Below are 19,270 nucleotides of genomic sequence, written 5' to 3'. Positions count from 1 at the left end.
CTTGTCGCCAATCCGCTCCCCGGTTTGTATTCCTGCCCGAAGGATCGCGGTTATTGCAGATCCGGCATCTCGGTATTCTCTTTGGGGTTCTTCTTGATCCCCGCGGCAGGCGAGGTGTCGGCCGGGGCGTTCCCGCCTTGGTTTTGCTCAGGGGCTCTTTTGAGCGGCGCGGTACGCCAGCCCATATCGGCATACAGAAAACCAATGAGAAAGCCGACGATAATGACCGCTGCTATCACCAGCGAAAGTATAGCGTTACGTCGCTCCATGTCCGGCTCCTTCCTGCGAGCCGAACAGCCAGTAGCGAAAATGGTTCCCATCCACCCTGGATGAGCAGGAGCAATGCCTCGCAGCATGTTGCGCCGAAGCAGACGTCTCAAGCTGCAGGTCGTGGAACTTCGCACCGTGGCGGCGGTTGACAGGTAAGAGCTGTGAACGGCGAACGAACCCATCCGTTCTTTCCCTCGCAGCAGGAAGGAGACGCCATGGCCAACAAGAGTACCACATCAAAGCCGGCAATTCGGCAGGCGAATGCCGACGGCTTGCGACATCCTAGGCGGGACGCCAACGATACGGATGCGCGAGAGCGCCGACGCCAAAGACTGCGGGAACATCGAAACCCTCGACTTCTCCGCTGGACAATCCGGTGGCGAATCGCAATGCCGGCCGGCCGCGCCAGAAAGGCACCACACCGCGGCCGACCGAAAAGCCCCTGGACTGAAGGGCGATGGCGGAGGTCGAACGGGACGGCGGATGCCAGTGCGGCGCTGTTCGCTTCAAGGTAAGCGGCGCTCCGTTGTGCGTGGGAATCTGCCACTGTCAGGATTGCCGCCGCGCCAGCGGCAGCTTTTTCATGCCGTTCGGCGTCTGGCCCATCTCAGCCTATGAAGGACATGAAGACGTTCGCCAAACGCAGCTTCTGTCCGCAATGCGGGTCGCATATCGCCTGCGGGACAATGAGGCGGAGATCATGCTTGGTTCGCTTGACATGGCTCCGAGCGACCTCATTCCCGAGTATGAGCTGTGGGTACCGCGCCGCGAGAAATGGCTCATGGTATTGCCTTGGGCGGAGCAATTTGCCGGCGATCGCTTTCGGCCTTCCGATCCATGACGAGGCTGCTGAAACAAGCTAGGACGCCGGGACCAATTCAGCCAAGGCACTCAAAATGGCAGTCTGATCTGCCGGCTTGCGAACAAATTTGAAGTTGGCGAAGGCCGATGGAACATCGCGCGGCCCAAATCCGGTCAGACACGCGAACGGAATGTGGCGGGTTTGTAATTCTTCTGCGATCGCCAGGCTCGTTTCGCCATGCAGTTGAACATCCAGCAGCGCCACGTCGACATGATTTTCGCCGATAAGGCCAAGGGCCGCCGCCACCGAAGGGGCTGGGCCGATCACCTGATGTCCCGAAGCGCGCAAACAAGTAGCTATGTCCTCGGCGATGAGCCATTCATCCTCGACCACCAGAACGCGCAGCGGGTCACTCACGGCGTCTCCTTGCGCATCATCGGAAATGTTACCTGGACCTCAAGACCATCCCGATTGAAGGCGGTCTCGACGTTTCCGCCCAGCCGGTAGCCGATCTCGCCCTGCAACAGCGAAAGCCCGAAGCCGTTAACTTCGGGCTTTCTGACCGGCGGCCCATCTCTCTCGCGCCAGGCAAGCCCGAAAACGTCGCCATCTACCGACCACTTCAACGCCACCCTGCCTTGCGGCTTCGCCAGCGCGCCATATTTAGCGGCGTTGGTCGCCAGTTCATGAATGGCCATGCTAAGGGAAAGGCCCTGTTGCGGGCTAAGCTTCACTTCGGCGCCGTCGAGCTCGAACCGGTCAATGCTGAAAGGTTCGAGTTCCTGATGCAGCAGTTCGTTGATCGAAGCTTCTTTCCAGCGTTCCTTCGACAGCAGACCGTAAGCCCGCGACATGGCGTGCAAGCGACCGATCAGCGCTTCGGCGAACTCTTCCTTCGATTCCGAACTTTCACGGGTGCGGTTGGCGATGCTGGTGACCACCGCCAGCATGTTCTTGACGCGGTGGTTCAGCTCCGAAATGAGCACCTGGTTTTGCTCTTCCGTCTCGGCCAAGGTGGTGACATCGACCAGTGTGACCACGACGCCCTGGATCCCGTTGTCCTTATCGCGATACGGATTGATACGAACCATATAGAACCGGCCCTGGTCGTCGCGCGCCAGATGATGGTTCAGGGTCTCTCCGGTTTCGAAGACGGCATCGATATGCTGTTTCAGCTCGGGATAGTCGAGCTGGCCTGAAAGCTCGGTCAGCGGCCGGCCGACGTCGGAGGGACGCAGGCTGAAGAAAGACGAGGCCGCCGGGGTAAAGGTCCGCACCACCAGATTGCGGTCGAGGAAAATGGTTGCGATCTGGGTGCTCTCGAACAGATTCCGCAAATCGCTGTTGGCGCGGTCGAGCTCCTCTATCTTGTTGGTCAGTTCCGAATTGATGGTGTTGAGCTCCTCGTTGAGCGACTGCATCTCCTCCTTCGAGGCCTCAAGCTCCTCATTGCTCGACTGCGCCTCCTCATTTACCGAGACGAGTTCCTCGTTCGCCGATTTCACTTCTTCCAGTGCGGTTTCGTACTCCTCGATCGTCGATTGCAGTCGCTCCCGGGTTTCGCGCAGCTCCCGCTCGAGATCGGCAGTGCCTTCGCCGTCACGATTCTCGCGTTCCACATCGGTCCGCGCCTGCACCGGCCCCGACGGTTCGAACAGGACAAGATAAAGCCGCTCGCCCTTGCCGCGTTCCGCCAAGGGCTCGACAGTGAGTTTGATCAACTGGACCCGTTCTTCTTCCTCATCGACGACGACGTTTTCCCGCACGATGGTGCGGCGCGTCGTGGCGGCTTCCCGCAACGCCGCACGCAGGTCGAGCCTTAGCCCGTGACGGGCCAAAGTCAGCACTTGCCGGCTCGGAATGCCTTGCGGCGCTTCGAGATATCTGCCGGTCCGGGCCGAATAGTAGACTACGTCACCATCACCATTCACCACAACATGCGGAGGCGCGAAACGCTCCAGCACCTGCGCCTCGACCGCCTGCCGAAGCGGATAGCTGGAAGTCCCTTTCTTCGACCCCGTGCCTTCGGCCATGAAGGCCCCCGAACGGCTATCGCCGATCAGCATCGGCAGCCTTATATGTGGCGAGGCATGTTCCCGCGCCTGAAAAATCCGCTGCTTCTTGTCGACGGTGGCGAAGAGGTTGTCGTGCTGGCCGACACTTTCGGACGTGCCGAGGAAAAGATACCCGCCCGGCTTCAGCGCGTAATGGAAGATCGGAATGACCCGGTTCTGGATGTCCGAGCCGAAATAGATCAGCAGGTTGCGGCATGAAACCATGTCCATGCGTGAAAAAGGTGGGTCGCGGACGACGCTGTGGGGGGAAAAGACGCACAGCTCCCGTACCTCGTTGGTGAGCACGTAACTCTCGCCGTCGCTGCTGAAAAAACGCTGCTTGCGTTCGGGCGAGAGCCCCTGCAGCAATGCCGCCGGGTAGCGCGCCGCGCGCGCCACCGCAAGCGCCGGCTCATCGATATCAGTCGCAAATATCTGGACGCGCGGCACAACCGGAAGCGTCTCAAGGTGTTCGCGCAACAGCATGCCGATGGAGAAAACCTCCTCGCCGGTGGCGCAGCCAGGCCCCCAGATCCTGACGGAGTCGCTGGCGGTCTTGCCCTCGAACAGCTGCGGTATGACCTTCTCCTCGAGCAGCTTGAACGCGTCCGGATCACGGAAAAAATCGGTGACATTGATCAAAAGATCGCGGAAGAGGTTCATCACCTCGCGAGGGTCTTTCTTCAGCCATTCGACATAGGCTGCAATCGAATCAAGCTGTGCAATCTGCATGCGCCGCTTTATGCGACGCAGGAATGTCTTGGTCTTGTAGCCGGAGAAATCATGGCCGGACTGGCCCTGCAGAATGCCGTAGATCTCATCGCGGAGCCGAGCCATTTCCGATGTCTCTTGGCGGCCGTCCTCGGCGACTCCGTTCAGCAGATCGAAGCTACGGGCGAACCCCTCGAGCTTCGCACCAATCTCTTCGGCCGGCGCCGCAATGTCGACCAGCCCGCTGGAGATCGCACTTTTCGGCATGTCCGGATTGCGCGGACCGTAGCCGTCCGGGGCCTGGGCGACCGTCAGGCCGCCACGCTCCTTGATTGCCTTCGCGCCAAGCGTGCCGTCGGAATCGCCGCCTGATAAAATGATCCCGACCGCATATTCGCCCTGATCCTCGGCCAGCGCGCTAAAGAAAATATCGATAGGCTTGCGCTCACGGCTGAGCACGTTGGATTGCCGCAGGTGCAGCACTCCCTTCTCAATCGTGAGAACGACGTTTTGCGGCATCACATAGACGTGGTCGGAGAGAACAGTGGTGCCGTCCTCGACGACGGCAACCGGCATTTGCGTGTAACGTCCGACGACCTCGTGAAGCAGGCTTTCGCGCTCGGGACTGAGATGGGTGACGATGACGAACGCCATGCCGGGCTGCCCGCTCATGCCTTTGAACAGCCCTTCCATTGCAGGGATGCCGCCGGCTGACGCGCCAACTCCCACAATGGGAAATTTCTTCATCTGGGATGTCACCGCAAGCCCTCGGTTAACAGCCTAGACGACAAGGCCGCCAAATCGACCCAAACCCACGACCGGGCTGAACGCAACGCCATCATATAACGCGCAAGGGGGCCGGAACAAGTCCGTGCAGACGGCGTTAAGGTTGGGACCTTTGTGGAAACCCCAATGTCAAAACGCGCACCTGACCTAAAGCTGACAAAAAAAGCGTTTTTGCCGGCTTCGGATTTGCTGGGCTTGCCGGGAAACGAACCCATTCCGCCCCGGATGCTGGTTTTGGCGAAACGATTGCAGGCAGCCTTGCAGGAACATTCTGAACAAGTCCGCGCGGACAATTGGAAATCTCGCTCCAAGAAAGGACGATGAGGTGCGCGATCTCCGAGGGGTGCACATCCTGATCGTCGAAGACGACTGGGGATTGGCCGGCGATCTTGCAAGATACTTCCGAAATATGGGCGCCGTGGTCCTCGGCCCTGCGGCGACAGTCGAACACGCGTCTATGCATACCGAGGTAGCTGAGGCAGCGATCCTCGACATCAATCTCAATGGCCGGCCTGTGTTTCCGATCGCAGACGAACTGATGCGCCGCGACGTTCCCTTCGTCTTTTTCAGCGGTGACGAGGACATCATCATTCCCGAACGTCTCCGCCACGCCAGCAATCTTCGAAAATCGTCGGATAGCTACGCCGTCTTTGATGCCTTGTTTCCTCCGGAAAGATCGGGCTTGGCTGGTGACCCTCGCGTGAACTTGTCCGACAATGTCTTTTCACTGCTGCCGAAGCTCAGGCTTGCGGCGCGTCTGCTTCTCGGCGACGTTGGTGCTTCCGACCGGCTGGTCGAACGAACGCTGGAGCGCGCCATCGGCGAGATCGACAGGAGGCGGGCCGGTCTGTCGACCGAAGATTGGCTGAACGGCATCATGCGAAACATTGCCAAATCGGGCGGAACGAGCCTGTTGCATTAACGCTGCAACCGTTCGGCACCACCGCTAAACCTATGGTTGAGGCTGGAAAGACTGGAAAGACCTCTATCGTAATGCGAGGCGCGCCTTAAGAGCTACCCCAACGTCGTGACAAAAGCAGCCTCCTTACCCGTTCTTGCGGTCGACGAATTTGTTGAATCGGCTGGTTTTCCCGCCACCGGTTTCGTCCTGGTAGAGGAAGGCCAAACCGTTCTCGTCGAAAATCCGGAAGAACTCATCCCATTCAATGGGTTCGAGCTTCTCCTCGGGCTCGCCAAAATCGATCCGCAAGATGCCGCCCTCGCCCTTGGTTCGTACAACCGCAGGTCGGCCATCACGATCTTCGGCCCATTGGCGGATCTCGTCATGATTGGTGGTTGTCTTCGATTCAGACATTGAAATCTCCTATTGATCCAGGCTTTGCAGGCGTGTGAGCCTCATGATCAGGCTGGCTTGCTACGCGATACAGCTTCGATGATAGCTGCCAGCCACTCCTTCCGGCCCACGGCCGGATGAGCGCCCCTAACCCCAAAGAAGCTGCAATGTTCCAGCGCATGGCCCAAAGCTCGTTCGCTATTCGTTCACCTCAGGTTGCAGCCTCCCTAAAACCATCTTTGTTGAAGCAGAGGGAACAAACCTTTTGTCAAACAGTTCGGGGCGCCAAGGCCATCTGCGTAAGGAGTTGTCGTGAAACGCATACTGGTTACAGGAGGGTGCGGTTTCATCGGCCGCCACGTCGTCCAGGAACTCGTTGAAAATGGTTATACTGTCTGCATTCTCGATGCGCTGCTGGAACAGGTGCACAGCGGCGAGGCGATCAGCCTGCCGGCAGGAGCCGAACTGATCAAAGGCGACGTTCGCGATCGCGACGCTGTCGCCGAGGCGCTCCAAGGCGTCGACGCCGTCATCCATCTGGCCGCCGAGGTCGGCGTCGGCCAGTCCATGTACGAGATCGCCCGCTATGTCGGCGCGAACGACCTCGGCACCGCCACTTTGCTTGAAGCGTTGATCAAACGTCACGTCGAGCGGATCGTGGTCGCTTCATCGATGAGCGTCTACGGCGAGGGTCTCTATGCCACGCCAGGCGGTCGGCGTGTCGATAATGCACGCCGGCAGGCGAACGACATCAAGAGCGGGCAATGGAATCCGCTGTCGGCGGCCGATGAAACCCTGTCGCCGCTGCCGACGGACGAGGAAAAGCCGGTTGATCTCGCCTCTATCTACGCACTGACGAAATACGCCCAGGAACGCGCCGTTCTGATCTTTGGGGAAGCCTATGGCGTCGACGCAGTGGCGCTGCGCCTGTTCAACGTCATCGGCGCCGGACAGGCGCTGTCAAACCCGTACACCGGCGTTCTGGCGAATTTCGCTTCACGCCTCGCCAACGGCCAGCGGCCGATGATTTTCGAAGATGGCGAGCAGAAGCGCGACTTCGTGCATGTGCGCGACGTCGCCCGTGCCTTCCGCCTGGCGCTGGAACAACGCCAGGCGCGCGGCCACGTTATCAACATAGGCAGTGGACGGGCCTATGCGATCAGCGAGGTCGCTCGGCTGCTCGCCGATGCTATGGGTGTGCCGGAACGCCTGCCTGAAATCCTCGGCAAGGCGCGTGCCGGCGATATCCGCAATTGCTTCGCCGACATCTCGAAGGCGCGCGAACTGCTCGGTTTCGAGCCTCAGCACCGGCTGGAGGATTCACTCGGCGAGTTCGTCGCATGGGTTCGCAACACGGTCGCCATCGACCGCGGCGCTGACATGAAACGGGAGCTCGAAGAGCGAGGACTGGTATCATGAGGCCGGACGGTTTTTCTGAAGCGCCGGTTACCATCGTCGGCGGCAGTGGCTTCATCGGCTCGAACCTCGCCGACAGCCTGTTGTCGGATGGAGTGCCGGTGCTGGTCATCGACAATCTCAGCCGTCCGGGCGTCGATCAGAACCTGGCCTGGCTGGCGCAGAAGCACGGCAATCAACTTGCCGTGGAAACCGCGGATGTTCGGGACGGAGACGTGCTGGCGCCGCTTTTGGCGCATTCCAAGGCGATATTCCATCTCGCCGCGCAGACCGCCGTCACCACGAGCCTCGTCCAGCCAAGCGAAGATTTCGACATCAATCTTCGCGGAACCTTCAACGTCCTGGAAGCGGCTCGCCGGAGCGGCAGACGCATTCCCGTGATCTTCGCCAGCACGAACAAGGTCTATGGCGGCCTGCCCCATGTCACAGTCCGCGAAGAGGACGATCGGTGCGTACCCTGCGACGCCGGCATCCGCGCCAACGGCATAGACGAGACCTGCGGTCTGGATTTCTGCACGCCCTATGGCTGCTCCAAAGGCGCGGCGGATCAATACGTGCTCGATTATGCCAAGTCGTACGATCTGCCGACCGCGGTCCTGCGCATGAGCTGCATCTATGGGCCGCGCCAGTTCGGCACGGAGGACCAGGGCTGGGTCGCCCATTTTCTGCTTAGCGCGCTTTCCGGCCGGCCGATCACGATCTACGGCAACGGCAAGCAGGTGCGCGATATCCTTCATGTCTCCGACGCCGTTGCGGCCTATCGCGAGGTACTTGCCAGGATCGACGACATCAAGGGGCAGGCATTCAATCTCGGCGGCGGACCGGGCAACGCCATCAGCCTGCGCATGCTGCTCGAGGAGATCGGCGAGCTCGCTGAGCGGAAGCTCTCGATCCGCTACGACCGGGAACGCACCGGCGACCAACCTTTCTTTGTCGCCGACACCCGTAAGATAGAAGTGACGCTCGGCTGGAACGCGCATGTCTCCTGGCGCGACGGCGTCCGCGATCTCGCCGACTGGCTCCAGCGTCATCGCCTCGAGCCTGAACCAGCGAGGTACGTGGCATGAAAGTCGCCCTGGTCAACCCGTTCTGGACCTATGAGGACAGTATCTATTTCGGCTGCCGCCAGCCGCATCTGCCGCTGGAACTGGGCTACTCGAAAGCCCTGCTGGAGGCCGACGGCCATCAGGTGCTGATGCTGGACGGGCAAATCCAGAAGCTGGACAACGCAGCACTTGCCGATCGCGTCGCCGCTTTCTCACCAGCCATGACCGTCGTCAGCACGGCGCCGACCTATTTGTTCTGGCGCTGCGCGCCACCCGAGCTGCGCGTGCCTGCCGACTTCCTCAACCGCCTCGCCGGGCGCGGCGGCCGCACAGTGGCTGTCGGACCGCATGGCTCGGCGACGCCGGCGCCGACGCTGCGCAAACTGGGCGTCGATGTCGTCGTGCGCGGCGAATGCGAAGAGGTCGTCGCCGAACTCGCCCGCCGTGACGATTGGAGAGCCGTGCCCCACACGGCTCATCTCTACGAGGGAAAACTTGTCGGCAATGGCGGCGTCCACGCCAGTTCGTTTGTCGATCATCCGCCTCTCAGCTGGCCGTCCGATTGGATTGCCGCGCATTCGCACCATCACCACCGGTTCGACGACGATCAGGTGGGTTTCGGAGCGGAAGTCGAGGCGTCCCGCGGCTGCCCCTACAATTGCAGCTTCTGCGCCAAAATCGATTTCCGCGACGCCTACCGCCGCAGGAACCATGATGCGATCATCGCCGAAATCGATCGGCTGATCGGGCAAGGCGTCGGCTATGTCTACTTTATCGACGAGATCTTCCTGCCGCAGAAGGCGCTGCTGGAGGCACTGGTCGTTCGTGACGTCAAGTTCGGCGTGCAGACCCGGATCGATCTTTGGAAACCGGATCTCCTCGAATTGCTCGGTGCGGCCGGCTGCGTTTCCATTGAAGCCGGCCTTGAAAGCCTGACCGTGGAAGGCCGGGCCATGCTGGCAAAGCGTTGCCGGCTGGGCACCGAGGAACTGGCCGCTTTGCTGGTCGATGCACGACGTCACGTTCCGTTCGTCCAGGCCAATTTGATCGGCGTGGTCGAGGACGATCCCGCTCTGGTGGATCATTGGCGCAAGCACCTCATCGACCGCGGTGTGTGGGCCAACGAACCGGTGCCGCTCTATCCCTACCCCAGTTCGCCCAGCTATCGCGAGCTTTGGGGCGAGCCCGACGATCTCGCCTGGGAGCGCGCCCACGAGCATTATTTGGCCTCGTTCCGGACATTCAGCGACATCCAGGAGAAGCGTCCGCGTGCGCTGGCCGAATTGGAGGCGACATGTTGCAGTCACTGATCCGGCGCTCGCGGCGAATCCTGATGACCGTCGATGCCGTCGGCGGGGTCTGGCGCTACGCGCTTGATCTGGCGCGGGAACTGGCTCGCGGCGGCAACAGCATCGTCCTCGCCGGGTTAGGGCCGGAACCGTCTGAGGAACAGGTGAAGGAGGCGGAGCCTTTCGCGGCCTTGGCGTGGCTCAAGACACCGCCGGACTGGATGACCCGCAATGAGGGCGATCTGGAAAGATTGCCGCAGGAACTGCGCGCACTTGTTCGCGACTACGCGATCGACCTCGTCCATCTCAATGCACCGACTCAGGCCGTGGGACTTGATGTGCCGTGCCCGGTCGTGGCGGTTTCGCATTCATGCGTTGTGACGTGGCTCCACGCCGTCAGAGGACAGGCTGTGGACGGCGAATGGGGCTGGCAGAAGGACCGCAACAGACGCGGTTTCGATTGGGCAAATGCGGTAATCGCGCCCAGCCGCAGCCATGCCGACATGCTCGAGGCCTGCTACGGGCCGATCGCTCGCCTGAGCGTTGTCAGCAACGGCACCCAACCGGGTCCAAAGGCCGACAGACGGGAAGCAGTGGTTCTCGCCGCCGCGCGCTGGTGGGATGAAGGAAAGAATGCAGCTACGCTGGACCAGGCAGCATCGCTGACGAAATGGCCGGTCTTCGCTGCCGGGCCGCTGCAGGGTGCCGATGGGCAACGCGCCAATTTCAGCAACGTCGTCCCTCTGGGTTCTGTCTGCCACGATGAGGTGCGTCTGTTGATGGCGCGGGCCGGCATCTTCGTATCGCCGTCCGTCTACGAGCCCTTCGGCCTTGCCGTGCTGGAGGCAGCCACATCCGCAACACCATTGGTGCTTGCCGACATCACGACCTATCGCGAATTGTGGAACGGCGCGGCTATGTTCTACGACGTCCATGATCCACGCGATCTCGCCAGATGTGTCGATTGTCTCTCCGGCGACGCCCAATATAGGCGCCGTCTCGGCGATGCCGCCGCACGCCGAGCGCGCAAGTTTTCACCGGCAAGGCAAGCGGCGGCCATGCACGACATCTATGATCGGGCCGCCCTGGCCGTTGCGGAACGCTGATGATGCGGTTCCTGTTCTATACCCATTCGGTCGTTTCCGACTGGAATCACGGCAACGCACATTTCCTGCGCGGCATCATGCGGGAGCTCGTTGCACGTGGGCACCAGGCGATCGCGCTGGAGCCCGCAGACGGCTGGAGCCGTTCGAACCTGCTGGCCGAGAAAGGACCCTTCGCGGTCGAGCGCTTCAGAAAGGACTTTCCGGAGCTGATGCCGGTGACCTACGACGCCTCCTTCGATCACGAAGGCTGGGTTGCCGACGCCGATGTGGTGATCGTTCACGAATGGACTGACCCCGACCTTGTCGCGCGCATCGGCAGGGCAAAGGCGAACAGAGGCGGTTTCACGCTTCTGTTCCATGACACCCATCATCGCGCCGTCTCGGCGACGCAGGCGATCTCGGCTCTGCGGTTGGAGCATTATGACGGGGTGCTCGCCTTCGGCGAAGCGTTGCGGGAAAGTTATCTGCGCGCTGGCTGGGGCAAACGTGCTTTCACTTGGCACGAGGCGGCGGATGAGCGCATGTTCAAGCCGCACCCAGAGATCGACCCTACATCCGACGTGATCTGGATCGGCAACTGGGGCGACGACGAGCGCAGTGCCGAAATCAAGGAATTCCTGATCGATCCGGTGGAAGAACTTGGCCTGAGCGGCACTGTTCATGGCGTGCGCTATCCACGCGAAGCGCTCGCCGATCTTGCCGCCGCCGGCCTCGATCACGAAGGCTGGATTGCCAATGCCGACGTGCCCAAGGCCTTCGCGGTCCACCGCGTTACCGTCCACATCCCGCGGCGCCCCTATCGGGAGAGCCTACCCGGAATCCCGACGATCCGCATGTTCGAGGCGCTCGCCTGTGGCATCCCGCTCATTTCGGCGCCTTGGGCCGATGTCGAGCAACTCTTCAGGCCAGGCATCGACTTCCTTTTCGCGCGCGACGGATCCGAGATGGGTCGTCATCTTCGCAACGTCCTGGACGATACTGACCTGGCCGCTTCTCTGGTGAAATCCGGCCTCGAAACCATCGGGAGGCGGCACACTTGCCGGCACCGGGCGGACGAGTTGTTCGGCGTGCTCGCCGAATGCGACAATCGCCCAGCCATCCATACCACCGCCACAGAGGAGACAGTCGCATGAAGATTGCATTTTATGGATCGAGCCTGCTGTCGTCCTATTGGAACGGCGCGGCGACCTATTACCGCGGCTTGCTGAAGGCTCTTTCTCAGCTCGGCTACGAGATCACTTTCTATGAACCGGACGTCTACGATAGGCAGAAGAACCGCGATATCGAGGCACCGGACTGGTGCAACGTCGTCGTCTACGAGGCGACCCCACATGCGCTGATGCAGGTGGCAGCAAGCGCTGTTGAAGCCGACATCGTCGTCAAGGCGAGCGGAGTAGGCTTCGAGGACGAGGCGTTGCTGCGTGCGGTGCTCGATCACGCCCGCACCGATGCGCTGACAGTGTTCTGGGATGTCGATGCACCGGCAACTCTGGGCCAGTTGCGCGACGAGCCGGACCACCCCATGCACCGCGCGTTGCGGGAGATCGACCTTGTCCTCACCTATGGCGGCGGCGATCCGGTCGTCTGGGCCTACCGTGCGCTGGGGGCGGCCGAGTGCGTGCCGATCTATAATGCGCTCGATCCCGAAACGCATCATCCGGTCGCGAAGGATAAGCGTTTCGCTTGCGATCTCGCCTTTCTCGGCAACCGCCTGCCGGACCGTGAAGCACGCGTCGAAGCCTTCTTCCTGGATCCGGCCAGCCGTTCGGGCGATCAGCGCTTCCTACTCGGCGGATCGGGTTGGGGTGACAAGCAGCTTCCGGCGAATGTCGCATGGCTCGGCCACGTCGGGACGCGCGATCATAATGCGTTCAATGTCACACCCAAGGCGGTGCTCAACATCAGCCGCGACAGCATGGCCGCCAACGGCTTTTCACCTGCCACGCGCGTCTTCGAGGCTGCGGGTGCCGGCGCATGCCTCATCACCGACGCCTGGCTCGGCGTCGAATTGTTCCTGGTCCCCGGGGAAGAGATCCTGGTGGCGCGCGACGGCGACGATGTCGCCGAAATCATGCGGACCCTCACACCCCAGCGGGCAAAGGCGATCGGCGCATCTGCGCTTCGACGTGTTCTCGCGGAGCATACCTATGCGTTAAGAGCAGCTGTGGCCGACGCTGTCTTCAGGCGTCATTTCGAGCGCCCCACCGTGGAGGCAGCGGAATGACCAAGCGGCTCGATATCGTCTTTCTTGGCCTGTCTTTGTCCTCTTCATGGGGAAACGGCCACGCCACGACCTTTCGCGGGTTGCTGAAGGGCCTTCACGAACTCGGCCATCGCGTCACCTTCCTCGAGCGCGACGTGCCATGGTATGCAAACCATCGCGATCTGCGCGACCCGGATTTCTGCACATTGCGCTACTATGAAACGACGAACGATCTTCGTCGGACGTATGCCCGCTGCCTGCAGCGGGCCGATGTCGTGGTGGTTGGGTCCTTCGTCCCGGAGGGGCGAGCCGTCATCGACATTGTCGCGTCCCTGTGCACGGGCCAGTTCTGCTTCTACGACATCGACACGCCGGTCACGCTGGCAAAGCTCGCCGCGAATGATTGCGACTACATATGCCAACGGCAGATTCCGTATTTCGATGTCTATTTCTCATTCACCGGCGGGCCGACGCTCGCCCGTTTGGCGGCGGACTTCGGTGCACGGCGCGCCGAGCCGCTCTACTGCTCCGTCGACCCTGAGCGGCACCGCCAAACGACCGATCCGATCTGCTGGGACCTTGGCTATCTCGGTACCTACAGCTCGGACCGGCAGGCGACGCTGGATGCTCTCCTGCTCGAGCCGGCAAGACGCATGCCGGACCGTCGCTTCGTCGTGGCCGGCTCGCAATTCCCGTCCGAGACCGTCTGGCCGAGCAACGTCGATCGCATCGAGCATTTGCCGCCGGCGGATCACGCCGCTTTTTACAGCCGCCAGCGCTACACATTGAACGTCACACGCAGTTCCATGATAGCGGCTGGATGGTCTCCCAGCGTACGCCTCTTCGAGGCGGCTGCCTGTGGCACGGCGATCATCAGCGATCGCTGGACCGGTCTGGATAGCTTCTTTCCGACAGCCACGATCAATACGGCCGGCCAAGCCGAAGACGTGATCGATATCCTGTCCAGGCAATCCGACCGCGTCAGGCTGGCTATGGCCAAGCGAGCACGCGAAACGATACTGGCAGCACATACGGGCGCCGCGAGAGCCCGCGAATTCGTTTCGCTGCTGGCGCGGCCAAGATCGGCACGTCCAGCTCTCGATCTGGACATCGAAAGTGCAGCATGACCGGCAGACAGGAGAAAGTAGAGATGCGGCAATCAAGAAGGACGCAACGGACCAAAACGGCGCTTGTCGCCGGCGGCGCGGGTTTCCTCGGTTCGCATCTTTGCGAAACACTGCTTCAGGCTGGGTACCGTGTGATCTGTGTCGACAATTTTCTTACCGGCCGGATGGAAAACATCGTCTCGATGATGGACCGTCCTCGTTTCCGGTTGATCGAGCAGGATATTTGCCGACCATTGGACCTTGCTGAGCCGGTGGACCGAATTTTCAACCTGGCGTGCGCCGCATCGCCGCCGCGCTACCAAGCCGATCCGGTTCACACCACGCGAACCTGCGTGATCGGAACGCTCAATCTGCTTGAGCTCGCCGCCCGAAACAATGCGCGCTTCCTGCAGGCATCGACAAGCGAAGTGTATGGCGATCCCGAACAGCACCCGCAAAGGGAAGACTATGTCGGTCACGTGAACTGCACCGGTCCTCGTGCCTGCTACGACGAAGGCAAGCGGACCGCAGAGACCTTGTGCTTCGATTATTTGAGAACCGAGATGGGCGACATCCGGGTCGCACGCATCTTCAACACCTATGGTCCGAGGATGGATCCTGCCGACGGCCGGATTGTCTCGAACCTGGTGATGCAGGCCCTCGAGAAGAGACCACTGACGATATTCGGCGACGGGCTGCAGACCAGGTCGTTCTGCTACGTTTCCGATCTGGTTGACGGTCTGATTCGCCTTATGGATGTCGATCCCAATCCGCGCCAACCGGTCAATTTGGGCAATCCCGGGGAATTCACCGTTCTTCAACTGGCCGGATTGGTGAGAGACATGACCCACAGCAACTCGGTCTTCAAATTCCTGCCACTGCCGCAAGACGACCCTCGCCGGCGGCAACCGGACATTTCCCGAGCAAAAACCCTTCTCGATTGGTCGCCAAAGGTGCCACTCAGGCAAGGTCTGATGCAGACGATCAGCTATTTTATGGAACTCGAAGCCGGCCGTAACGAGGATCGAATTTCCCCAATTGCGACAAGCGTGAAGTCCGCTTCAGGCCGACTGCAAAACCTGCCGGCTTGAAGTCAGGGAGAGCTATGCGCCCGGGATGGTCGTGGTGAGACCGCGACCATCCCAACACGGGCTTTCATTTTTTCTCATTGTGGGAACATCCAGCCGAGCTCGCCGTTGGGCCATGATACCGCATGGAGGACGGAGCCCGTGCATCGAAAGCGAGCCGCCAAGGACATCGAGCAAATGGCCGCAAGGGAAACGGCTGCCTTTCTGAGACGTGCCTCGATCACCTACCTTGAATGCTGCGTGAGCCTGATGATGACGCATCTTGAGCGCGAGGAAGTGGCCACTATCCTAGAAAAAGAAGCGGATATGCTGCGAAGCCTCGACTGAGGCTTGCGGCGCTCAGGCCCAGGCAGCCTGAAACAGCGCGCAGCTTTGATCCGCCATGGAATTCGTGATTTTTCCAGGTCGCAAGGAACATTCCCGGCAGCTGGCAGTTCGGCGCGAGGAACTTACCTTCAACAGCGATGGCGGCAGTTTCGTGGGATCAAAAAAGGTACGGATTGGAATAGCCGGCGTCGGCAATTGCGCGTCTTCCCTTGTCCAGGGCCTCTCATATTATCAGGACGCCAGAGGTAATGAGCCGATACCGGGCCTGATGCATGCCGATCTCGGCGGTTATCATGTCGATGACATCGAGGTCGTCTGTGCTTTCGACGTCGCCAAGGGCAAAGTTGGGCGTGATGTGGCGGAAGCTATATACAATGCACCCAACAACACCTTCCGCTTTGCCGATGTCGCAGCAGCCGGCGTTCGCGTCGAGCGCGGACCAACGCTCGACGGTATCGGCAAATATCTGCGCGATGAAATCGAAGAGGCAGAAGAGCCGGTCGCGAATGTCAGCGCGCTGCTGCGGGAAAGCGGCGCTGACGTATTGGTCTCATATCTGCCGGTCGGCTCGGAAGAGGCTACGCGTTTTTACGCCGAGTGCGCGCTCGAGGCCGGCTGCGCCTTCGTCAACTGCATACCGGTTTTTATCGCGTCGCGGCCGGAATGGCGCCGGCGCTTCGAACAGCGCGGTCTGCCGCTGGTCGGCGACGATATCAAAAGCCAGGTCGGCGCGACGATCGTGCACCGGCTGCTCGCCAATCTGTTCCGCGAGCGCGGCGTCCGCATCGACCGCACCTACCAGCTGAATTTCGGCGGCAACACCGATTTCCTCAACATGCTGGAACGCGAGCGGCTGGAATCAAAGAAAATTTCTAAAACACAATCCGTAACCAGCCAGCTCGACGTTCCCCTGGAGGCCGGTAACATCCACGTCGGCCCCAGCGACCATGTGCCTTGGCTTACCGATCGAAAATGGGCCTACATCCGGGTCGAAGGCACGACGTTCGGCGGCGTACCGCTGAATGCAGAGCTCAAACTGGAAGTGTGGGATTCGCCCAACTCGGCCGGGGTCGTTATCGATGCTGTCCGCTGCGCCAAGCTGGCGCTCGACCGCGGCATCGCGGGGGCGCTGACCGGCCCTTGCAGCTATTTCATGAAGTCGCCGCCCGAGCAATTCACCGATGCCGAGGCGCGCCTGCGCACGCTGTCTTTCATCGCCGGGAAGGACGAGCCGATGCTCGATGCGGCGGAATGACGACGACATTCTTTTTGATCCGCCATGCGGCGCACGACAATGTCGGCGACTATCTTGCCGGACGCATGGCCGGAGTTTGCCTTGGCGACACCGGCAGGGCACAAGCCTTGCGCCTGGCCGGCCACATGGCACCGAAGCCGCTAGCAGTCATCTGTTGCAGCCCGCGCGAACGAACACTGGAAACCGCGAAACCGATCGCAGTCGCCTGCAGTCCCGATAAGGTTACGATCTGCCAAGAGCTCGATGAGATCGACTTCGGCGCGTGGTCGGGAAAGACCTTCGAAGAGTTGAACCAGGACGCCGACTGGCGGGTGTGGAACAGCAGGCGTCAGCAGGCGAGGACGCCGGGCGGCGAGACCATGCTGGACGTGCAGCAACGTGTCACCTCGCTGATGCAGCAGCTTCGCAAACGCTACCAGAACCAGTCAGTGGCACTGGTCAGCCATGCCGACGTGATCAAAGCCGCCGTCTGCAAGGTGCTCGGCTTGCCGCTGGGAGACTGTTTTCGCTTCGATATCGATCCCGCTTCGATCACCACGGTCGTCTCGGGTGATTGGGGCTCCAAGCTGATCCGATTGAACGAAGCCGCCTGACGAGGATTGCCGGATGCGAATGGTCATTTTCGGTCTCACCGTCACCTCCTCGTGGGGAAACGGACACGCGACGCTGTGGCGCGGCCTGATCCGGGCGCTGGGCGGGCTGGGCTGGTCCGTCACCTTCTTTGAACGCAACACGCCATACTATGCCGGCGCGCGCGACCTTGACCATCTCGATGGCGGCAATGTCGTTCTCTATCCGGACTGGGAGGACATTCGCCATGTCGCGGAACAGGCTATCGGGGAATCGGACGTCGTCATCGTCACGTCCTATTGCCCCGACGCCGTGGAGGCATCGCGCCTGGCGCAGCAGGCCTGTCGCGGGCTGAAAGCTTTCTACGATCTGGACACCCCGGTCACGCTCGCCCGGATCGAACAAGGTCTTCGACCGGCGTATTACGGGCCTGAAGGCCTTCGCAATTTCGACCTCGTCCTAAGTTATACGGGCGGAACTGCAATCGACGCGCTTAAAACACTGCTGGGTGCCCGTCTTGTCTTGCCTCTCTACGGCCATGTCGATCCCGAGCGACACCGGCCGGCAGAGCCCCGGCCCGAATTTGCCGGGGATCTATCCTATCTCGGAACCTATGCCGCGGATCGCCAGGCCGGAGTCGAAAAGCTGCTGGTCCGCACGGCAGCGCGCCTGCCGGACCACCGCTTCGTCATCGGCGGCGCCCAATATCCGCACGAATTTCCGTGGGGCGAAAACATCTTTTTTGTCAGGCACCTTCCGCCTGCGGATCATCCGGCCTTCTTCTGCTCATCGCGTCTGACGCTGAACGTGACCCGCGAGGCGATGGCCAAGAGGGGCTGGTGTCCTTCGGGCAGGCTGTTCGAGGCGGCAGCCTGCGGTGCGGCTATCGTGAGCGACACCTGGCCCGGGCTGAGCAGTTTTTTCCAACCCGGCAGCGAGATCATCCTTGCGGATACCACCGACGACGTCGTTGCGGCAGTCTGCTTGTCCGACAGCGAAGTTGACGCAATCCGGCGCCGTGCGCGCGAGCGGGTGTTGGACGAACACACCTCTGCGCAGCGCGCCAGGGAACTGGACCGCCTCCTGTCCGATGCATTGCAAGGCTCGACGGCGAGCGAGCCGTTGAAGGAAGCAATCTGATGTTGGGCATCGTGCCCGCCGCTGGCCGCGGCAGCCGCATTCAACCGCTCGGCTTCTCGAAGGAGCTCCTGCCGGTCGGTAGCCGCATCGACGGCCAGACCGAGCGCCCGTGCGCGGTGAGCGAATATCTGGTGCGTCGCATGGTGCGCAACGGTGTCGACAAAATCTGCTTCGTCATCGGATCGGGCAAATCGGACATCCTCGAATACTACGCCGCCGGCTACGGCAACGCCGCCGCACTGTTCGTCGTACAGCCGACCCCCGTCGGCCTTTGCGATGCGATCTTCCGCGCCGCACCGCTCGTCGCACCGGACGAGACGGTTCTGATCGGCCTGCCCGATACGATCTGGTTTCCGGAAGATGGATTTTGCCGCCTGCCGGACGACCGGCTGTCGTTTCTACTCTTCCCGGTGGATCACCCCGAACTCTTCGATGCCGTCGTTCTCGACCAGGGCGACCGCGTGACGGAAATCCAGGTCAAGCAACAAGACGCCGCATCGAACTGGATTTGGGGCGCGTTCAAGATGCCGGGCCGGATACTTCACCAGCTTGCCGCACTTTGGCGCGAGCGGGATCAAAGCGACGAGTACGTCGGTACGCTCATCAACGCCTATTTGGCGGCCGGCGGTGAGGCTTACGGCGTCAAGGCAGGCGCCGCCTATGTCGACGTCGGCACTTTCAACGGCTACCGCACGGCACTTCGGCTGCTTGAGAACAACGAAACTGTGTTGGAGGACCCGAAAAACCTCATGTTCGTGCTGCGAGGCCAGTCGCAGATACCAAGCCATCCAGGTGAAGGAGGCTAGC

General features: G+C 61.2%; 20 protein-coding genes. 16 read left to right on the top strand and 4 right to left on the bottom strand.

Translation table 11 applies throughout. The features are described 5' to 3' along the window. Positions 1–50 precede the first annotated feature (50 nt). Positions 51–269, bottom strand: a complete 219-nt coding sequence (locus tag NKH36_RS05765; protein ID WP_352958004.1) for a hypothetical protein — start codon at positions 267–269, stop codon at positions 51–53. Positions 270–727: 458 nt separating this feature from the next. Between NKH36_RS05765 and NKH36_RS05760 the strand changes: the two genes are divergently transcribed. Further along, entirely contained in the window at positions 728–1,111 is a 384-nt protein-coding gene (locus NKH36_RS05760; RefSeq protein WP_352958003.1) for a GFA family protein, read from the top strand. Positions 1,112–1,129: 18 nt separating this feature from the next. Here NKH36_RS05760 and NKH36_RS05755 read toward each other — a convergent pair whose 3' ends face one another. Both NKH36_RS05755 and NKH36_RS05750 read right to left on the bottom strand, forming a co-directional pair. Beyond that, a complete protein-coding gene (locus tag NKH36_RS05755) occupies positions 1,130–1,489 on the bottom strand; it encodes a response regulator (RefSeq protein ID WP_352958002.1) in 360 nt (119 codons plus the stop codon). Further along, the gene (locus NKH36_RS05750) at positions 1,486–4,584 is read right to left on the bottom strand and encodes a CheR family methyltransferase (protein ID WP_352958001.1); all 3,099 of its coding nucleotides are present in this window, start codon (positions 4,582–4,584) and stop codon (positions 1,486–1,488) included. The genes NKH36_RS05755 and NKH36_RS05750 overlap by 4 nt, the downstream gene beginning before the upstream one ends. A gap of 165 nt (positions 4,585–4,749) precedes the next feature. On the opposite strand from NKH36_RS05750, the gene NKH36_RS05745 reads away from it, so the two are divergent. Next, positions 4,750–4,947, top strand: a complete 198-nt coding sequence (locus tag NKH36_RS05745) for a hypothetical protein (protein ID WP_352958000.1) — start codon at positions 4,750–4,752, stop codon at positions 4,945–4,947. Position 4,948: 1 nt separating this feature from the next. Continuing rightward, entirely contained in the window at positions 4,949–5,545 is a 597-nt protein-coding gene (locus tag NKH36_RS05740) for a response regulator (protein WP_352957999.1), read from the top strand. Positions 5,546–5,668: 123 nt separating this feature from the next. Here NKH36_RS05740 and NKH36_RS05735 read toward each other — a convergent pair whose 3' ends face one another. Beyond that, positions 5,669–5,938 (bottom strand): hypothetical protein, encoded by a 270-nt coding sequence (locus NKH36_RS05735; RefSeq protein WP_352957998.1) that lies wholly within the window; start codon positions 5,936–5,938, stop codon positions 5,669–5,671. Positions 5,939–6,229: 291 nt separating this feature from the next. On the opposite strand from NKH36_RS05735, the gene NKH36_RS05730 reads away from it, so the two are divergent. From NKH36_RS05730 to NKH36_RS05670, 13 genes are all read left to right on the top strand, one after another. Further along, positions 6,230–7,336, top strand: a complete 1,107-nt coding sequence (locus NKH36_RS05730) for an NAD-dependent epimerase/dehydratase family protein (protein WP_352957997.1) — start codon at positions 6,230–6,232, stop codon at positions 7,334–7,336. Then, the gene (locus NKH36_RS05725) at positions 7,333–8,400 is read left to right on the top strand and encodes an NAD-dependent epimerase/dehydratase family protein (RefSeq protein ID WP_352957996.1); all 1,068 of its coding nucleotides are present in this window, start codon (positions 7,333–7,335) and stop codon (positions 8,398–8,400) included. Before NKH36_RS05730 ends, NKH36_RS05725 begins: the two co-directional genes overlap by 4 nt. Then, the gene (locus NKH36_RS05720) at positions 8,397–9,689 is read left to right on the top strand and encodes a TIGR04295 family B12-binding domain-containing radical SAM protein (protein ID WP_352957995.1); all 1,293 of its coding nucleotides are present in this window, start codon (positions 8,397–8,399) and stop codon (positions 9,687–9,689) included. The genes NKH36_RS05725 and NKH36_RS05720 overlap by 4 nt, the downstream gene beginning before the upstream one ends. Then, on the top strand, positions 9,674–10,774 hold the full coding sequence (locus tag NKH36_RS05715; protein WP_352957994.1) for a glycosyltransferase family 4 protein: 1,101 nt from the start codon (positions 9,674–9,676) through the stop codon (positions 10,772–10,774). The genes NKH36_RS05720 and NKH36_RS05715 overlap by 16 nt, the downstream gene beginning before the upstream one ends. A gap of 2 nt (positions 10,775–10,776) precedes the next feature. Beyond that, the gene (locus NKH36_RS05710; RefSeq protein WP_352958032.1) at positions 10,777–11,907 is read left to right on the top strand and encodes a CgeB family protein; all 1,131 of its coding nucleotides are present in this window, start codon (positions 10,777–10,779) and stop codon (positions 11,905–11,907) included. Beyond that, positions 11,904–12,998: a CgeB family protein gene (locus tag NKH36_RS05705; RefSeq protein ID WP_352957993.1), complete on the top strand. Its 1,095-nt coding sequence runs from the start codon at positions 11,904–11,906 to the stop codon at positions 12,996–12,998. The genes NKH36_RS05710 and NKH36_RS05705 overlap by 4 nt, the downstream gene beginning before the upstream one ends. Next, complete coding sequence (locus tag NKH36_RS05700) at positions 12,995–14,104, top strand: CgeB family protein (protein ID WP_352957992.1); 1,110 nt, start codon at positions 12,995–12,997, stop codon at positions 14,102–14,104. Before NKH36_RS05705 ends, NKH36_RS05700 begins: the two co-directional genes overlap by 4 nt. Positions 14,105–14,127: 23 nt before the next feature. Beyond that, positions 14,128–15,174: a UDP-glucuronic acid decarboxylase family protein gene (locus NKH36_RS05695; protein ID WP_352958031.1), complete on the top strand. Its 1,047-nt coding sequence runs from the start codon at positions 14,128–14,130 to the stop codon at positions 15,172–15,174. A 174-nt stretch (positions 15,175–15,348) separates the two neighbouring features. Continuing rightward, positions 15,349–15,498: a hypothetical protein gene (locus NKH36_RS05690; protein ID WP_352957991.1), complete on the top strand. Its 150-nt coding sequence runs from the start codon at positions 15,349–15,351 to the stop codon at positions 15,496–15,498. A gap of 151 nt (positions 15,499–15,649) precedes the next feature. Continuing rightward, the gene (locus NKH36_RS05685; RefSeq protein ID WP_352958030.1) at positions 15,650–16,753 is read left to right on the top strand and encodes an inositol-3-phosphate synthase; all 1,104 of its coding nucleotides are present in this window, start codon (positions 15,650–15,652) and stop codon (positions 16,751–16,753) included. Beyond that, positions 16,750–17,346 carry a histidine phosphatase family protein gene (locus NKH36_RS05680; protein ID WP_352957990.1) on the top strand — a complete coding sequence of 199 codons (597 nt, stop codon included), beginning with the start codon at positions 16,750–16,752 and terminating at the stop codon, positions 17,344–17,346. The genes NKH36_RS05685 and NKH36_RS05680 overlap by 4 nt, the downstream gene beginning before the upstream one ends. A 13-nt stretch (positions 17,347–17,359) precedes the next feature. Then, positions 17,360–18,463, top strand: coding sequence for a CgeB family protein (locus tag NKH36_RS05675; RefSeq protein ID WP_352957989.1), 1,104 nt, complete (start codon positions 17,360–17,362; stop codon positions 18,461–18,463). Next, entirely contained in the window at positions 18,463–19,269 is an 807-nt protein-coding gene (locus tag NKH36_RS05670) for a sugar phosphate nucleotidyltransferase (RefSeq protein ID WP_352957988.1), read from the top strand. The genes NKH36_RS05675 and NKH36_RS05670 overlap by 1 nt, the downstream gene beginning before the upstream one ends. The last annotated feature ends 1 nt before the right edge of the window (position 19,270 follow it).

Origin of the sequence: Mesorhizobium sp. M1312 (genome assembly GCF_040318115.1) — a bacterium.
Classification (GTDB): domain Bacteria; phylum Pseudomonadota; class Alphaproteobacteria; order Rhizobiales; family Rhizobiaceae; genus Mesorhizobium.
The sequence above is the reverse complement of the archived record's forward strand: the minus strand, read 5'-3'. Positions and strand labels throughout refer to the sequence as shown.

Excerpts from the sequence above, each read along its gene's own strand:
- NKH36_RS05760 (WP_352958003.1), top strand. The coding sequence starts at position 728 with ATGGCGGAGGTCGAACGGGACGGCGGATGCCAGTGCGGCGCTGTTCGC.
- NKH36_RS05670 (WP_352957988.1), top strand. The coding sequence starts at position 18,463 with ATGTTGGGCATCGTGCCCGCCGCTGGCCGCGGCAGCCGCATTCAACCG.
- NKH36_RS05720 (WP_352957995.1), top strand. The coding sequence starts at position 8,397 with ATGAAAGTCGCCCTGGTCAACCCGTTCTGGACCTATGAGGACAGTATC.
- NKH36_RS05695 (WP_352958031.1), top strand. The coding sequence starts at position 14,128 with ATGCGGCAATCAAGAAGGACGCAACGGACCAAAACGGCGCTTGTCGCC.
- NKH36_RS05710 (WP_352958032.1), top strand. The coding sequence starts at position 10,777 with ATGCGGTTCCTGTTCTATACCCATTCGGTCGTTTCCGACTGGAATCAC.
- NKH36_RS05750 (WP_352958001.1), bottom strand. The coding sequence starts at position 4,584 with ATGAAGAAATTTCCCATTGTGGGAGTTGGCGCGTCAGCCGGCGGCATC.
- NKH36_RS05745 (WP_352958000.1), top strand. The coding sequence starts at position 4,750 with ATGTCAAAACGCGCACCTGACCTAAAGCTGACAAAAAAAGCGTTTTTG.
- NKH36_RS05735 (WP_352957998.1), bottom strand. The coding sequence starts at position 5,938 with ATGTCTGAATCGAAGACAACCACCAATCATGACGAGATCCGCCAATGG.
- NKH36_RS05690 (WP_352957991.1), top strand. The coding sequence starts at position 15,349 with ATGGCCGCAAGGGAAACGGCTGCCTTTCTGAGACGTGCCTCGATCACC.
- NKH36_RS05715 (WP_352957994.1), top strand. The coding sequence starts at position 9,674 with ATGTTGCAGTCACTGATCCGGCGCTCGCGGCGAATCCTGATGACCGTC.
- NKH36_RS05705 (WP_352957993.1), top strand. The coding sequence starts at position 11,904 with ATGAAGATTGCATTTTATGGATCGAGCCTGCTGTCGTCCTATTGGAAC.
- NKH36_RS05680 (WP_352957990.1), top strand. The coding sequence starts at position 16,750 with ATGACGACGACATTCTTTTTGATCCGCCATGCGGCGCACGACAATGTC.
- NKH36_RS05765 (WP_352958004.1), bottom strand. The coding sequence starts at position 269 with ATGGAGCGACGTAACGCTATACTTTCGCTGGTGATAGCAGCGGTCATT.
- NKH36_RS05675 (WP_352957989.1), top strand. The coding sequence starts at position 17,360 with ATGCGAATGGTCATTTTCGGTCTCACCGTCACCTCCTCGTGGGGAAAC.
- NKH36_RS05725 (WP_352957996.1), top strand. The coding sequence starts at position 7,333 with ATGAGGCCGGACGGTTTTTCTGAAGCGCCGGTTACCATCGTCGGCGGC.
- NKH36_RS05700 (WP_352957992.1), top strand. The coding sequence starts at position 12,995 with ATGACCAAGCGGCTCGATATCGTCTTTCTTGGCCTGTCTTTGTCCTCT.